This is a genomic window from Mesorhizobium sp. P2_F5, assembly GCF_056403715.1.
The window spans coordinates 117980-134065 of the sequence record NZ_JBFUEY010000014.1; the positions used below are offsets into that span (position 1 = coordinate 117980).

Annotated in this window: 9 protein-coding genes; 3 read left to right on the forward strand and 6 right to left on the reverse strand. The window is 63.4% G+C overall.

The window, feature by feature from the left end; all coding sequences use genetic code 11:
* Positions 1–25 precede the first annotated feature (25 nt).
* Complete coding sequence (locus AC1DYO_RS19815; protein ID WP_477266111.1) at positions 26–2395, forward strand: DUF1989 domain-containing protein; 2370 nt, start codon at positions 26–28, stop codon at positions 2393–2395.
* 253 nt (positions 2396–2648) lie between these two features.
* Complete coding sequence (locus AC1DYO_RS19820; RefSeq protein WP_477266113.1) at positions 2649–4358, forward strand: APC family permease; 1710 nt, start codon at positions 2649–2651, stop codon at positions 4356–4358.
* A gap of 68 nt (positions 4359–4426) precedes the next feature.
* Here the strand turns inward: AC1DYO_RS19820 and AC1DYO_RS19825 are convergent, their stop codons facing one another.
* The 6 genes from AC1DYO_RS19825 to AC1DYO_RS19850 all read right to left on the reverse strand — a co-directional run bounded on the left by AC1DYO_RS19825 (position 4427) and on the right by AC1DYO_RS19850 (position 14849).
* Positions 4427–5782, reverse strand: a complete 1356-nt coding sequence (locus AC1DYO_RS19825) for an LLM class flavin-dependent oxidoreductase (protein WP_477266115.1) — start codon at positions 5780–5782, stop codon at positions 4427–4429.
* A 190-nt stretch (positions 5783–5972) separates the two neighbouring features.
* Positions 5973–7466: an aldehyde dehydrogenase family protein gene (locus AC1DYO_RS19830; protein WP_477266117.1), complete on the reverse strand. Its 1494-nt coding sequence runs from the start codon at positions 7464–7466 to the stop codon at positions 5973–5975.
* 118 nt (positions 7467–7584) lie between these two features.
* Positions 7585–10725: an efflux RND transporter permease subunit gene (locus AC1DYO_RS19835; protein WP_477266119.1), complete on the reverse strand. Its 3141-nt coding sequence runs from the start codon at positions 10723–10725 to the stop codon at positions 7585–7587.
* A gap of 249 nt (positions 10726–10974) precedes the next feature.
* Complete coding sequence (locus tag AC1DYO_RS19840; protein ID WP_477266121.1) at positions 10975–12114, reverse strand: efflux RND transporter periplasmic adaptor subunit; 1140 nt, start codon at positions 12112–12114, stop codon at positions 10975–10977.
* Between the two features lie 55 nt (positions 12115–12169).
* On the reverse strand, positions 12170–12775 hold the full coding sequence (locus AC1DYO_RS19845) for a TetR/AcrR family transcriptional regulator (RefSeq protein ID WP_477266123.1): 606 nt from the start codon (positions 12773–12775) through the stop codon (positions 12170–12172).
* Between the two features lie 433 nt (positions 12776–13208).
* On the reverse strand, positions 13209–14849 hold the full coding sequence (locus tag AC1DYO_RS19850; RefSeq protein WP_477266125.1) for an acyl-CoA synthetase: 1641 nt from the start codon (positions 14847–14849) through the stop codon (positions 13209–13211).
* 191 nt (positions 14850–15040) lie between these two features.
* On the opposite strand from AC1DYO_RS19850, the gene AC1DYO_RS19855 reads away from it, so the two are divergent.
* Entirely contained in the window at positions 15041–16000 is a 960-nt protein-coding gene (locus tag AC1DYO_RS19855; RefSeq protein WP_477266127.1) for a sugar-binding transcriptional regulator, read from the forward strand.
* The last annotated feature ends 86 nt before the right edge of the window (positions 16001–16086 follow it).

The window sequence follows — 16086 nt, forward strand, 5'->3', positions numbered from 1 at the left end:
GCAAACTTCGAACCGTAAGGCTGAGATGAGCCAGTCGCCCTACCCCACTGTTTCAGCCGGACCGCCCCGGCCGAGCCTCGTCCTGAGGCCCGGCCAGATCGCGCTGCCGCCCGGCATGGAGCGGTATACAATCCAGGGCAATGGCGCGGTGCTGATCGAGGTCGAGGCCGGCGATACGATCACGGTGCGCAATGTCGAGGGCGGTCAGGCTTGCGAGCTGCTGGCCTGGGACAAGTCAGGCGCCACCGACCCTTCCATCCTAGGCGAAAAATCCGACAGAAATGCTGCTGGGATCAAGGCGCTGCTGGCCGAGGGCGATGACAGCCTCGCTTCCGTGCGCCGCGGGCTCGAGCGCCGCCAGGTGCAGCTCGACCAGCCCAAGGCGGTGCGCGTGTTCGGCGGCGCCACGCCAGCCGGTACGGAACAGGCCTTCACCGTCGCGCGTGACGGTGCGATGCTGGTTGCAGCACCCGGCGGGCCGATGCTGGTTGATGGCCATGATACGGCAACGCCGCTCACCGTCATCGTCCGTCGCGCCACGGTGCGCCTGAAATCGAAGTCACAACTCGCCGATCCGCTCGCCGACCCCGTACTCGATCTTCGCGTCCATTCGGCAACCGCCGAATCCTACTTCGTCAAGGCCGGCGACTATCTGCAGATCATCGATGTCGACGGTCGCCAGTGTACCGACTTCCAGTGCTTTTCGGCACGCAAGCTGGACAAGGGTCTCGATCATCCGCTCGACGTGACGACGACGCGCACGCTGATGGGGTCGAGCTATCCGATGCCCGGCCTGCACTCGAAATATTACGACCAGGACATGGAGCCGCTGGTCGAGGTGGTGCAGGACACGTGCGGCCGGCACGATGCTTTCGCGCTGGCATGCGCTGCCAAATATTATGACGACATCGGCTATCCCGGCCACACCAACTGCTCGGAAAATTTTAACCGCGCGCTTTCGGACAAAGGCGTGAATGCCCGCGCCGGCTGGATGGCGATCAACTTCTTCTTCAACACGGCGATCGACGCTCATGGTGTCATGGTGTCCGATGAGCCGTGGTCGCGGGCCGGCGACTATGTGCTGCTCAAGGCCCTGACCGACATCGTCTGTGTTTCCTCCGCCTGCCCCGACGATACGACGCCGGCCAATGGCTGGGACCTCACCGACATCCATGTGCGGACCTATTCCGGCCAGCACAGATTCTCGCGAGCGATCGCCAGACGCATGACGCCCGATTCGGAACCGAAAATGACCCGCGAGACAGCTTTCCATTCATCCTTCGCCAAGCACACCCGCAACTTCGCCGAGTACAGGGGCTATTGGCTGGCCAATTCTTTCGCCAAGGAAGGCCCCATCGCCGAATACTGGGCCTGCCGGCAGGATGCCGTGATCATGGACCTGTCGCCGCTGCGCAAGTTCGAGGTCACCGGCCCGGATTCCGAAGCGCTGCTGCAATACACGCTGACCCGCGACGTCAAGAAGCTCGGCGTCGGCCAGGTCGTCTATTCCGCCATGTGCTACGAGCATGGCGGCATGATCGACGACGGCACGCTGCTCAGACTCGGCAAGGACAATTTCCGCTGGGTCGGCGGCGACGATCTGTCGGGCGAATGGCTGCGCGACACCGCAAAGAAACTCGGCCTCAACGTGCTGGTGCGCTCATCGACCGACCAGATGCACAATGTCGCCGTGCAAGGGCCGAAGAGCCGCGACATTTTGCGGGAAGTGATCTGGACCTCGCCGCTGCAGCCGTCGATCGACGAGCTCGAATGGTTCCGCTTCGCGGTGGCGCGTATCGGCGGCGGCAATGGCATTCCGGTCGTGGTGTCACGCACCGGCTACACCGGCGAGCTTGGCTACGAGGTCTGGTGCCATCCGCGCGACGCCGAAAACGTGTTCGACGCCATCTGGGAGGCCGGCCAGCCACATGGGCTGAAACCGATGGGGCTGCAGGCGCTCGACATGGTGCGCATCGAGGCCGGGCTGATCTTCGCAGGTTACGAGTTTTCCGACCAGACCGACCCGTTCGAGGCCGGCATCGGTTTCACGGTGCCGTTGAAGACCAAGACCGACGATTTCATCGGCCGCGAGGCGCTGATCCGGCGCAAGGAACACCCGCAGCACAAACTCGTCGGCCTCGATATCGACAGCAATGTCGCGGTCGGCCATGGCGACTGTGTGCATGTCGGCCGCGCCCAGATCGGCATCGTCACCTCCGGCATGCGCTCGCCTGTGCTGAACAAGAACATCGCGCTGGCGCGGCTCGACGTCACGCACGCGGCCATCGGCACAGAGGTCGAGATCGGCAAGCTCGACGGCCATGCCAAGCGTCTGCCGGCGCGCGTGGTGGCCTTCGCCCACTACGATCCGCAGAAGACCAAGCCACGCTCCTGAAGGTTGCTCTCAAAGCCTGACCGAACTGCTTCGCCGGCTGTTGCCGACGTCGTTTGGGTCCTGTTTCGCAAGCGTGATGTGCACGACGTCACAAAACGCTTGACGTGAAAGCGCGCCGGATCAATCTTCACTGTTAAGAAAAAAATACGACTGAGTGGAAACACCGGAGTCGTGACGGTCATGTGCCGGGGAACAAGCTTCGCGCAGTCGAGGCATCGCCGGCGGGAACAGCGAAAAAGGGGAATTCACAGACATGAGCACCATAAGCACGGCCCTGGAGCAGCCTGCCGAAAGCAAGCTGCACCGGAATATCGACTGGCGCGGCGCCTTCTGGGTGGCAAGCGGCGTCCCAGCGCTGGTCCTGTTTTCGATCGGCGGTATTGCCGGCACGACGGGAACGCTTGCCTTCGGGATCTGGATCGCCTCCATGATCATGGGCTTCCTGCAGTCCTTCACTTATGCCGAGATCGCCGGCCTGTTCCCGAACAAGTCCGGCGGCGCCTCGATCTACGGCGCCACCGCCTGGCTGCGCTATTCGAAATTCATCGCGCCGCTGTCGGTGTGGTGCAACTGGTTCGCCTGGTCACCGGTGCTGTCGCTCGGCTGCTCGATCGCCGCCGCCTATATCCTCAATGCGCTGGCGCCGGTGCCACTGTTCACCGATGCCTCACCGGATGTCGTCGCCTATATCGCGGCGCATGCCGGAACGGCGCCTGCCGACGCTATCGCCGCGGTGACCGCGGCGGCCACGCCGGCGATCCGCAACTGGACGCTGTTCAGCCACACGCTGGGTCCTGTCTCCTTCACCCTCAACGCCACTTTCTTCATCGGCGCTGTGCTGATGCTGATCATCTTCTCGATCCAGCATCGCGGCATTCTCGGCACCGCCAATGTGCAGAAGTACATCGGCCTGCTGGTCATCATCCCGATGCTGATCGTCGGTGTCGTGCCGATCGTCACCGGCCAGATCAACTGGGCGAATTTTTCGCCGCTGGTGCCGCTCGCCGCCGCCTACGCGCCGGAGCCCGGCTCGTGGAACGTTGCCGGCTGGACCTTGGTTCTCGGCGGCATGTTCATCGCCGCATGGTCGACCTACGGTTTCGAGACCGCCGTCTGCTACACCTCGGAGTTCAAGAACCCCGGCACCGACACCTTCAAGGCGATCTTCTATTCCGGCCTGCTCTGCATGCTGCTGTTCATTCTGGTGCCGTTCACCTTCCAGGGTGTGCTGGGCTTGAACGGCATGCTGGCGACGCCGATCGTCGATGGCTCCGGCGTGGCGGACGCGCTGGCCGGCATGGTCGGCGGCGGCGCATTGATCCACAGCCTCCTGGTGATGCTGATGATCCTGGCGCTGGTGCTGTGCATCATGACGGCAATGGCAGGTTCGTCGCGCACGCTCTACCAGGGTTCGGTCGATGGCTGGCTGCCGCGCTATCTCAGCCACGTCAACGAACATGGCGCACCGACCCGCGCCATGTGGACGGATCTCGTCTTCAACCTGATCGTGCTGGCCATCGCCTCGGCCGATGCGACGAGCTTCTTCTTCATCCTCGCCGTGTCGAATTGCGGCTACATCATCTTCAACTTCCTCAACCTCAATGCCGGCTGGATCCACCGCATCGACAACGGCCACATCAACCGGCCGTGGAAGGCGCCGAGCTGGCTGCTCGGCCTCGGTGCGATCTTCGCCTATGTCAACGCCATCTTCATGGGCGCCGGCGCCAAGGTGTGGAACCCGATGGCGCTGTGGGCCGGCCTGATCACCGCGGCCTTGATCATCCCGGTGTTCTGCTACCGGCATTATGTCCAGGACAAGGGCAAGTTCCCTGACCACATGCTGGCCGATCTCGGCATGACGGGAGCCGACCTCTCGGTCAAAAAGGCCGGCATGCTGCCCTACCTGACGCTGGTAGCCGGCGTGGTGGTGATGCTGCTCGCCAATTGGTACTTCGTCATCTGAAAATGACGGCTTGAAAAGAATGGGCGCGCTTTGGCGCGCCCATTTGCTTTTGATGTCTCCCTGAAGCGTCAGCCGGCCTTGCGGATGGCCGCTTCCTCGCCTTCGAAGAACCGGTTCGGCGGCCGCTTCAGGCCGAGATTCTCGCGCAAGGTCGTGCCCTCATATTCCCGCCTGAACAGCTTTCGCCGCTGCAGCTCCGGCACCACCTTCTCGGCGAAGTCGTCCAGCCCGGCGGGCAGATAGGGGAACATGACGTTGAAGCCGTCGGATCCCTCGGCAACGAGCCATTCCTCCATCGCATCGGCGATGGTCTTCGGCGTGCCGACAAAGGCAAGGCCGGAATAGCCGCCGAGCCGTTGCGCCAGCTGGCGGACGGTCAAATTCTCCCGGCGCGCCAGTTCGATGACGCGCTCGCGGCCGCTCTTCGAGGCGTTGGTCTCGGGGATTTCCGGCAAAGCCGCGTCGGGGTCGAAGGCCGACGCGTCATGGCCAAGCGCGATCGACAGTGAGGCGATGCCGCTCTCGTAGTAGACTAGGCTGTCGAGCTTCGCCCGCTTGGCCCGCGCCTCCTCGACGCTGTCGCCGACGATGACGAAGGCGCCGGGCAGGATCTTGATATCGTCACGATCGCGGCCGAGTTTTTGCGCCCTGCCCTTGACATCGGCAAAGAAGCGCTGCCCGGCGGCGAGATCGGAATGAGCGGCGAAGATGACCTCAGCCGTTTCGGCCGCCAATTGCCGTCCCGCTTCCGACGCTCCGGCCTGGACGATGACCGGCCAGCCCTGCACCGGGCGCGCAATGTTGAGCGGGCCGCGCACCGAGAGATGCTCGCCCTTGTGGTTGAGCACATGCAGTTTGGCGGGATCGAAATAGAGCCCGCTTTCGGCGTCACGGATGAAGGCGTCGTCGGCAAAGCTGTCCCACAGGCCGGTGACGACATCGTAGAATTCCCGCGCGTTGTGATAGCGCTCGTCATGCTCGACATGCTCGTCGAGACCGAAATTCAGCGCGGCATCGGGATTGGATGTCGTCACGATGTTCCAGCCGGCGCGGCCGCCGCTGATGTGGTCGAGCGAGGCGAAGCGGCGAGCGATGTGATAGGGCGCGTCGAAGGTCGTCGATGCGGTGGCGACCAGGCCGATATGCTCGGTGACGGCGGCCAGCGCCGACAACAGCGTGAACGGCTCGAACGACGTCACCGTGTGGCTGCGCCGCAGCGCCTCGATCGGCATATTGAGCACGGCCAGATGGTCGGCCATGAAGAAGGCGTCGAACTTGGCCGCCTCCAGCGTCTGCGCGAAACGCTTCAGATGGGCGAAGTTGAAATTGGCGTCAGGATAGGAGCCGGGGTAGCGCCAGGCGCCGGTGTGAAGACTGACCGGGCGCATGAAGGCGCCGAGCCGCAATTGCTTGTTGTCTGCCATGGGATGATCACCTGAGGTGGACGAGCGCGATCCTTTGTTGGAGCATGATCTTTTCCAAAAACCGGTACCCACTTTTTGGGATCATGCTACCGCTCCGATATATCGCCAAGATCGGACGGCTTTGCCGTCCTGGAAAGGAATTCTGTTTTGCAAAACCCGCGTCGCGGAGCATTTTCGTGTGGGCCGCCGTTCAATCTATTTTGATGAACACGCCCTTGGTGTTGAGATATTCGCCGAGGTGTTCGGCGCCGCCCTCGCGGCCATAGCCGCTCATCTTGTAGCCGCCGAACGGCACCGCCGGATCGATGGCATGGTAGGTGTTGACCCAGACCGAGCCGGCGCGAATCTTCCGCGACAGCTGGTGCGCGGTGGAGACGTTCTGGGTGAAGACTCCGGCGGCAAGGCCGTAGGGTGTGTTGTTGGCGCGCTCGACCGCTTCGTCCAGCGTGTCGAAGGGCAGCGCCGAAATGACCGGCCCGAAGATTTCTTCACGCGCGATTTTCATGTCGTCGGAGACGCCGGCAAAGACGGTCGGCGCGACGAAATTGCCGGCCGCAAGCGCGCCTTGCGTCAACCGTGCACCGCCGGTCACCAGTCTCGCGCCCTCGGCTGCTCCGGCATCGAGATAACCCGTGACACGTTCGAGCTGCCGCAGCGAGATCAGCGGGCCGATCTCGGTCGCCGGATCGATGCCGTCGCCGATTCGCAGGCTCTCAGCGTAAGCGGCGAGCCGCGCGACAAACTCGTCGTGGATGGAGCGCTCGACGAACAGGCGCGAGCCGGCAATGCAGATCTGGCCGGAATTGGCGAACACCGACATCGCCGCCACCGGCACCGCTTTGTCGAGATCGGCATCGGCGCAGACGATGACCGGCGACTTGCCGCCGAGTTCCAGCGAGACGCGCTTCAGATTGCCGGCTGACGCCCGCACGATCGACTGGCCGGTCGCGGTCGAGCCAGTGAAGACGATCTTGTCGACGCCCATATGTTCGGCGAGTGGGGCACCCGCCTCGGCGCCGGTGCCGGTGACGATGTTGACGACGCCCGCGGGCACGCCGGCCTCGTTCATGATGTCGGCGATCAAGAGCGGCGTCAGCGGCGCCTCTTCCGAGGGCTTGAGCACAATGGTGCAGCCGGTGGCGAGCGCCGGACCGATCTTCCAGATCGACGCCGCGGTCGGCGCGTTCCACGGGATGATGGCGCCGACGACGCCGACCGGCTCCTTGCGGGTGAAGGAGATGATCTCGCCGGCAAGCGAATTGTCGATGGTCTCGCCATGCAGCCCCGTCGCCATCCCGGCGTAATAGCGCAGCATGCCGATGACGCGGCTGCGGTTGGCGCGGGTACGTACGATCGGCATGCCCATGTCCGTCGTGTCGGAGCGGCTGATCTCTTCCCAGTGCTTTTCGAAGAGATCGGCGATCTTCAGCAGCAACACCTGCCGCTCATAGGGCTTGAACCGGCTCCATGGTCCTTCGAAGGCTTTTCGCGCCGCGGCCACTGCCAATTCTATGTCCTGACGGTCGCCGCGCGGCACCGTGGCGACCACCGCGCCGGTCGCCGGGTTGCGGCTCTCCATGGTCTGGCCTGAGCGGGCATCGACCCAGGCGCCGTCGATGAACATTTGGCGATGGCGTCCGTCGAGCGGTTGGCGCAGGGCGATCGAGGTCTGGGCCAGGGTCATGATCATCCTCCACGCGACAAAGGGGGCATCATGACCGCCGGAACGCCACAACGCCGCACGTCAAAACGTACGGCGTTGTAGCATTTTTCCAAGGGCGCATCCTATGCGCCAGCTGGGCTCACTCGGCTGCCAGGGCGAGTTGCGGCTGTTCGTTGTCCTGCACTGCCTCGCCCGCCGGTTCTTTGGCCTTCTTCGGCTCGCGGCCGAAGAACAGCGCATAGCCGGCCGGCAGCACCAGGATGGTGAGCACGGTGGCGACCAGGATGCCGCCCATCATGGCGTAGGCGAGCGGCCCCCAGAACACGGCACGCGAGATCGGGATCAGCGCCAGTACCGCCGTCATCGCCGTCAGCACGATCGGCCGGAAACGGCGGACGGCCGAGCCGATGATCGCCTCCGATCGTTCCATGCCTCGGGCTATATCCTGGTCGATCTGGTCGACCAGGATGATCGAGTTGCGCATGATGATGCCGAGCAGCGCAATGACGCCGAGGATGGCAACGAAGCCGAACGGCGCGCCGCTGATCAGCAATGCTGCTGCTGCGCCGATGATGCCGAGCGGACCGGTGGCCAGCACCAGCATCGCCTTGCCGAAATGCTGCAGCTGGATCATCAACAGCACGACGATGATGGCCAGCATGACCGGTGCCTTGGCGGCGATCGAGGCCTGGCTTTCGGCGGAATCCTCCGCACCGCCCTGGATCTCGATCTTGTAGCCGGGCGCCAGGCCGGCGCGCATGCCCTGCATGTCGTTGTAGAGCTTGGTGACGACATCGTTCGACTGGACGCCGTCGGGCAGCGTCGCGCGCACCGAGATGGTCGGCAAACGGTCGCGGCGCCATTCGACGCCCTGCTCGAGCACCGGCACCACTTTGGCCACCTGCGACAGCGGCACGAAGCCGCCGAAATCGGTCGGGATATAGACCGAGTCGACCGAGGACAGCAGGTTGCGGCTGGCATCCGGTTCGCGGGCGACGATGGACACCGTCTCCTCGCCGTCGCGGAAGTCATCCAGCGGAGCGCCCGACATCGATGCCTGCAGCATCTGGCGGATGCGCTGCGAGGTGACGCCGAGCGCCCGTGCCCGATCCTGGTCGATGACCAGCTTCATCGCCGGCACCGGCTCCAGCCAGTCGTCATGGATGGCGCCAAGCAGCGGATTTTCAACGAATTTCGCCTTCACCTGGTCGGCGATGCGGCGCACCTCCTGGCGGTCCGGACCCATGACGCGCATCTGCACCGGCCAGCCGGTCGGCGGACCGAGGAACAGGCGGTCGACCTTGGAACGGATCGAGGGAAAATCCTGCGCCAGGACGGAGCGCAGCTTGAGGATCAACCTCTCGCGTGCCGGCTCGTCATTTGCCATCACCAGAAGCTGGGCAAAGTTCGGGTTGCGCAATTGCTGGTCGAGCGGCAGGAAGAAGCGCGGCGCGCCCTCGCCGATATAGGTGGCGATGAAGCGCTTGTCCTTGTCGTCCATCATCTTCGCTTCCAGCGCCTTGGCCTGCGTCTCGACCTCCTTGATCGAGGTGCCTTCCGGCAGCCAGAGATCGACCAGGATTTCCGGACGCGACGATTGCGGGAAGAAATTCTGCGGGATGAATTGGAACGCCCACAGGCTGGTGGCGAAGGTGACCAGCGTCATCACCAGCACGATGATGCGATGGCGCACCGCCCAGCCGACCGTGGCGCGCAGCCGCCGATAGAAGCGGGTGTCGAAGGCGTCGTGGTGATTGCCGGCATGTTTGCGCTGCTTGAGGATCATGTAGCCGAGCCACGGCGTGAAATAGACGGCGACGAACCACGACACGATCAGCGCGATGCCGACGACATAGAACAGCGTGCGCACATATTCGCCGGCCGTCGAGGCGGCGAAGCCGACCGGGATGAAGCCGGCGGTGGTGATCAGCGTACCGGTCAGCATCGGGAAGGCGGTCGAGGAATAGGCGAAGCTCGCCGCCTCGATCTTGACCAGCCCCTCCTCCAGTTTGCGCTCCATCATCTCGACGACGATCATGGCGTCGTCGACGAGCAGGCCGAGCGCGATGATCAGCGCGCCGAGCGAAATGCGCTGCAGGTCGATGCCGAGCTCGTACATAATGGCGAAGGTGGCGGCGAGCACCAGCGGGATGGCGATGGCGATGACCAGGCCGGAGCGCCAGCCGATCGACAGCAGCGAGACGGCAAGCACGATCAGCAGCGCTTCGCCGAGCGCCTCCATGAACTCCTTCACCGCATCGCGCACGACTTCCGGCTGGTCGGAGATCTGGTCGACCGAAACGCCATAGGGCAGCGCCTCTTCGAAGCGCTTATAGGTCGCCTCGACATCCTTGCCGACATCGGTGACGTTGAAGCCTTTGGCCATGACGACGCCGACCTGTACGCTTTCGTGACCGTTGATGCGATATTTGCGCTGATAGGGATCCTCGAGGCCGGAGGACACGGTGGCGATGTCGCCGAGACGCGTCACCTGGCCACCGGCGCGCAGCCGCAATTCCCTGATGTCGGCGGCCTTGGTGACGTCGCCTTCGACCGAGATGCGCACCGAGCGCAGGCCGGTGTCGACGGAGCCCGCCGGGTCGACATTGTTCTGGCCCTTGATGGCGTTCTGCAGGTCGGTCAGCGTCAGGCCGCGTTCGGCCAGCGCCTTGGATGAGATGTCGATATAGATCTTCTCCGGCTGGTCGCCGATGATGACGGCCTTCTCGACGCCCGGTGTCGTCAACAGCATGTCGCGCGCCTGGATGGCGAACTTCTTCAGCTCGGGGTAGCTGTAGCCGTCGCCGCTGATCGAATGCAGCGTGATGAAAGTGTCGCCGAACTCGTCGTTGAAATAGGGGCCGAGCAGGCCTTGCGGCAGGTCGCCTGAGATGTCGCCGACCTTCTTGCGCACCTGGTAGAAGGCGTCCTTCACCTCCTCGCCATTGGTGTCGCCCTTGATCTGGACGGTGATGATGGCGCTGCCGGCGCGGGTGTAGGAACGAACGAAATCGAGATGCGGCGTTTCCTGCAGCTTGCGCTCGATCTTGTTGACGACCTGGTCCTCCATCTCCTGGATCGAGGAGCCCGGCCAGATCGCCTGGACGACCATGACGCGGAAGGTGAAATCCGGGTCTTCCTTCTGGCCCATGCGCATCAGGCCGAGGCCGCCGGCGATGATAATCAGACCGAACAGGAAGCGCGCAATCGAGGGATGGCCGATAGCCCAGCGCGAAAGATTGAAAGGCCGCTTTTCACTGCTGTCGTTGGTGGTGGTCATCGGCGTCAGTCCAATTCGTTGATCGTACGGGCGTGCGCTTGGCATGCCATGGGGATTTCCGATGCTGGCTTCCGGGCGGCGAGGCTTTCCGAGCGGGAGAGACTCTCATCGCGGTGGGACGCGTGGATCGATGCGGGGGAACTCGACCTTGGCGTCTCGACCATCGGGCACTCGCCGCCCGGAAACCTTGAATGCTTCGCCTGCCCTCTTCGCCGAAGCGACGATCAAGCCGACTTCATGCGTCTGCCTTCAGCGCAAGGCCTTTGCGGCGTCGCCTTCCGCGGAGGCGGCCTGCACCGCGTCGCCGGTCAGTTTGACCTTGAGATTCTCGGTCATGAACTGGGTGCCGGCGGCAACGACGACATCACCCGGCTTCAGCCCGTCGGCGACACTGACGCCGTCGGCGGTAAACTCCGCAACCTTGACCGAGCGCTCGTGCACCGTCTCGCCGGCGCGGTCGACGGTCCAGACAATCTTGCGACCGTCCTTTTCCGCCAGCGCGCTGAGCGGGATCGACACCATCTCCTGCTTCTTGGCCACCGAGGCCTCGATGTTGGCGGTCATGCCAAGCAGTACGCGGGGGTCGTCGGGCAGCGAGACACGGACGGCAAAGGTGCGCGACTGCTGGTCGGCGCTGCCGGCCACTTCGCGAACCTTGCCCGAGAGCTTCAGAGCATCGTCGGACCAGAAGCTAGCCGTGACATCCTTGCCTGGCTTGAAGGCGGCGATGTCCATTTCGGGAACCGCGATCAGCACTTCCTTTTCGCCATCGACGGCAACCGTCATGACCGGGGTTCCGGCGCCGACCACCTGGCCGACATCGGCGGAAACAGCCGTCACGATCCCGTTCTCGCTTGCTTTGAGATCGGTATAGACGACCTGGTTCTGCGCCTGGGAAAGGGTCGAACGGGCGGCATCGCGACTGGCCACCGCCTGGTTGTAGCTCAGCGTCGCCTGCTCAAGCTGCGACTTGGAGGTGAAGTTCTTGGCAAAGAGCTGCTCGGCGCGTTTGCGGGTCAGGTCGACCGTCTCGACCTGGCGCTCGGCGGCATCGAGGCTGGCCTTGGCGCTCTTGACCGAAAGCTCGTAATCGGTGGGATCGATACGGGCGAGCACATCGCCCGTCGTCACATGCTGGCCGATGTCGACCAGGCGCTCAGTGACCTTGCCCGAGATGCGAAAGCCGAGGTTCATTTCGGTGCGGGCGCGCACCGAACCGGAATAGGCGAGTTCGCGGCTGTTTTCGGCCTGACCGATCTCGACCACCTTGACCGGACGGATGATGTCCTGGACCTCGGTCTTCTCCTGGCTGCAGGCGGCGAGCCCGAGCGTGGCGACGATCAGGCCGGCGGCCGGCAGCTTGCGGATGATGGAATTGGACAAAGACACTTTCGTACTCCCGACTGGAGATGAACGGTCGACACCGGCGCCCGGCGGGCGGCGGCTATTTCAGGGCCTTGATCGCGTAATCGATGAGGTCGTCGGGCATCGCCCGATTGGTCTTGGCAAGGCACTGCGCCACCATTTGCGGGTGGCACAAAATGACAGTGGCGGCGCCGAAGCAGCGCGATGCGATGACCGGATCCTGTTCTCTGAACTCTCCGGCCTCGATGCCTTCGCGGATCACCTCGGCAAACAGGTCGTGGATGCTGTCGATATGCTTGTCGATGACACCCCAGTCGCGCTCGAGCGCGACGATGACCATCTCGTGGACCTTCTGGTCGTCGAGCATGACCTCCATCGTCATCTTGTACTGCGCATGCACGTAGCGACGCAGCCGCTCCTCTGCGCTGATCGGCAGGCGGCAGATCGCGTAGGCCATATTGTAGCTGGCAAGCAGCATGCGGCCGCAGACGGCCTGGTGGATTTCGACCTTGGAGGCGAAGAAACGGTAGATATTGGCCGGCGACATGCCGAGTTCGCGGGCGATATCGGCAACATTGGTCTTGCCGTAACCATAGTGGCGGAACAGGCGCTCGGCACAGTCGAGAATGCGCGTGACATTCTCCTGGCGGGCGGCGTCGACCATGATGTTGGCGGCTTCGGACATGGCTCTCTGTCAATTAACGAGTGACGAATTTCAATTTTCGTCAGTCGTAAATCCAAAAGAGCGAGATGTCAACGCGGAATCGACGTACGCGTATAATTGGTGACAGATGGTGACATGGGTTGCGGAGGCGCTCACGCCGGGGGTAGGCGAATGACGCCCGTCCCGTCGTCATCCTAGGGCGAAGCAAGGAGCGAAGCGACGCGGCGCAGACCCTAGGATCCATGCCGCGACGTCTGCCAAAAAGTGATGCGGATCAAGACATTACGCTGATCAACGAGCAGGAGTCATTCTCGACCGTGGGGGTACGGCCGCAAGGTCACGGCATGGATCCTAGGGTTTCCGCGACGTCGCTTCGCGACTGCTCCACCCTAGGATGACGAAGTCGCGGAGGGCCTGGCTATTCAGAGAAATCGTGGCTTAAAACCGCGCCGGCCTAAGCCACCTTCGCCATCTCGCGCAGCCGGAACTTCTGGATCTTCCCTGTCGACGTCTTCGGGATCTCGGCAAAAATCACCGCCTTCGGCACCTTGAAGCGGGCAAGCAGCGCGCGGCAGTGGTCGATGATCTCGGCCTCGCTCGCCGCCTTGCCCGGCTTAAGCTCGACATAGGCGACCGGCACCTCGCCCCATTTGTCGTCAGCCCTGGCGACGACGCCGCAGGACGCTACCGACGGGTGCTTGTAGAGCGCGTCCTCGACCTCGATCGAGGAAATATTCTCGCCGCCGGAGATGATGATGTCCTTGGAGCGGTCCTTGAGCTGGATGTAGCCGTCGGCGTGCATGACGCCGAGATCGCCGGAATGGAACCAGCCGCCGGCGAAGGCCTCGTCGGTTGCCTTCCTGTTTTTCAGATAGCCCTTCATGACGATGTTGCCGCGGAACATGACCTCGCCGATGGTCTCGCCATCGGCCGGCGTCTCCTGCATCGTTTCCGGGTCCATCACGGTCAGGCCTTCAAGCGAAGCATAGCGCACGCCTTGCCTGGCCTTCTTCTGTGCCTTCGATCCCTTGTCGAGCTCGTCCCAGGCGCCGTGCCATTCGTTGACCACCGCGGGGCCGTAGGTCTCGGTCAGGCCATAGAGATGGGTGACGGCAAAGCCGGCATCGGCCATGCCCGAGAGCACCGCTTCCGGCGGTGGCGCGGCCGCGGTGTTGAAAGTCACGGTCTGCGGGAACTGCCGCTTGTCTTCCTCCCTGGCATTGATCAGCACCGACATGACGACCGGCGCACCGCATAGATGCGTGACGCGGTGATCGGCGATCGCATCGTAGATCGGCTTCGGCCGCACCCAGCGCAGGCAGACATGGGTGCCTGCCTGGACGGCCAGCGTCCACGGAAAGCACCAGCCGTTGCAGTGGAACATCGGCAGGGTCCAGAGATAGACGGCGTGCTTGGCCATGCCGGCATGGATGGTGTTGGTGTAGGCCATCAAGGCAGCACCGCGGTGGTGGTAGACGACGCCCTTGGGATTGCCTGTGGTGCCGGAGGTGTAGTTGAGCGAGATGGCATCCCATTCGTCATCGGGCATCGACCAGGCATAGTCCGCATCGCCACCGGCTATGAAATCCTCATAGTCGATCGCGCCGATGCGCTCTCCCTTGGGATAGGGCGCGTCGGCGGCATAGTCGGGATCGTCATAGTCGATGACCAGCGGCTCGACCTTGGCCAGCGCCAGCGCCTGCCTGACAACGCCGGAGAATTCGCGGTCGACGATCAGCACCTTGGTCTCGGCGTGGTCGAGTTGGAAGGCGATGACGGCGGCGTCGAGCCTTGTGTTGAGCGAATGCAGCACCGCCTTGGTCATCGGCACACCGAAATGCGCCTCCAGCATCGGCGGTGTGTTGGACAGCATCACGGTGACCGTATCGCCCTTGCCGATGCCGCGCTTCGACAGCGCCGAGGCGAGCTTCAGGGAGCGCCGCCAAAAGGTGCGATAGGTGATGCGCTGGCTGCCATGGATGATGGCGACATGGTCGGGATAGGTCTTCGCCGCCCGCTCCAGATAGGTGAGCGGTGTCAGCGGCTGGTGGTTGGCGGCGTTCTTGCCGAGATCCTGATCGTAGGGATTGCCCATCCCGTTCTCCCCGAATTTTCTTTTGTTGAGAACTTCTAACCACAGGTACCGGCCACGTCACCATCAGCAATTCCCGACCGGTCACATTTGGCGCAATGATTGTCGAGATTCGGCAGGCAAAAAGGTATCGTGTACCCATGCCAGTTTGACTTTTGTCGAGAGCCGTGAATAATGTCAGCCGAGGAGACGGCATGGCGATCCGACCGGCAGAACAGCTTATCCACAAGGCCGCGTGGCTCTATTATGCCCATGGCCTGCGCCAGGACCAGGTCGCAAGCCAGCTTAACATTTCCCGCGCCTCCGTCGCCATGTATCTGCGCAAGGCGCGCGAGACTGGCATCGTCAACATCTCGACCTCGACGCAGCTGTTCACCGACGATGTGCTGGCACGCCAGCTCGAGGACGCGCTGGTTCTCGACGCCGTTTGGATCGCGCCGGAGAACGACTACGTCCTCGATCCGTCGACAGACATTGCGGTGCTGGCGGCAAGCGTCTTTCTGGAGCTGGTGAAGAAAGGCGACCGCATCGGCGTCGCCTGGGGCCGCACCGTCTACACCATCGCCGACATCATGTCCTATGCCGACCTGCAGGACGTCACCGTTGTGCAGCTCTGCGGCAATCTCGGCGCGCCCTACTCCTATCGTCCCGACCAGTGCACGATGGAAATCGCGCGCCGGCTTAACGCCAAGGGGCTGAACTTCTACGCGCCGCTGGTTCTGACGACGGAATTGCTGGCGCATGGGCTGCGCGCCGAACCGGTGATCCGCGAACAATTGTCCGACATCAGCAACTGCGATCTGGCGCTCTATTCGGTTGGCACCGTCGATGCCGACAGCCATGTCGTCAAATGCGGCGCGCTGAGCGCAGGCGCCATGGCGGTGCTGCGCGAGGCGGGTGCGGCCGGCGTCATCGCCGGCCAGATCATCGATGCCACCGGCAAGGCGCTCGACTGCAGCTATAACAGGCGTGTCATCTCGGCCTCGCTGTCGTCACTGCGGCAGATCGAAAAGCGGCTGATGGTCGTGCAGGAAGACAGCAAGTTCGAACCACTGCTGGCAGCCCTCGCAGGCGGTCTCTGCACGCATCTCGTCGTCGGCGCCAGCATGGCGCGGCGGCTGCTCGACCATGCGGGGGCCGAAAAGGCTTCCTGACCAACGAAATCCCTGCAGCCGGCGCATTGTCATCAAGGCGTCGCGGCATTCCTGTTCACACCAACACAACGAACACAGCAAAGCGG

Bases quoted from the DNA above. Each gene is read 5' to 3' on its own strand.
- AC1DYO_RS19820 (WP_477266113.1), top strand. From the start codon at position 2,649: ATGAGCACCATAAGCACGGCCCTGGAGCAGCCTGCCGAAAGCAAGCTG.
- AC1DYO_RS19850 (WP_477266125.1), bottom strand. From the start codon at position 14,849: ATGGGCAATCCCTACGATCAGGATCTCGGCAAGAACGCCGCCAACCAC.
- AC1DYO_RS19835 (WP_477266119.1), bottom strand. From the start codon at position 10,725: ATGACCACCACCAACGACAGCAGTGAAAAGCGGCCTTTCAATCTTTCG.
- AC1DYO_RS19830 (WP_477266117.1), bottom strand. From the start codon at position 7,466: ATGACCCTGGCCCAGACCTCGATCGCCCTGCGCCAACCGCTCGACGGA.
- AC1DYO_RS19845 (WP_477266123.1), bottom strand. From the start codon at position 12,775: ATGTCCGAAGCCGCCAACATCATGGTCGACGCCGCCCGCCAGGAGAAT.
- AC1DYO_RS19815 (WP_477266111.1), top strand. From the start codon at position 26: ATGAGCCAGTCGCCCTACCCCACTGTTTCAGCCGGACCGCCCCGGCCG.
- AC1DYO_RS19855 (WP_477266127.1), top strand. From the start codon at position 15,041: ATGGCGATCCGACCGGCAGAACAGCTTATCCACAAGGCCGCGTGGCTC.
- AC1DYO_RS19825 (WP_477266115.1), bottom strand. From the start codon at position 5,782: ATGGCAGACAACAAGCAATTGCGGCTCGGCGCCTTCATGCGCCCGGTC.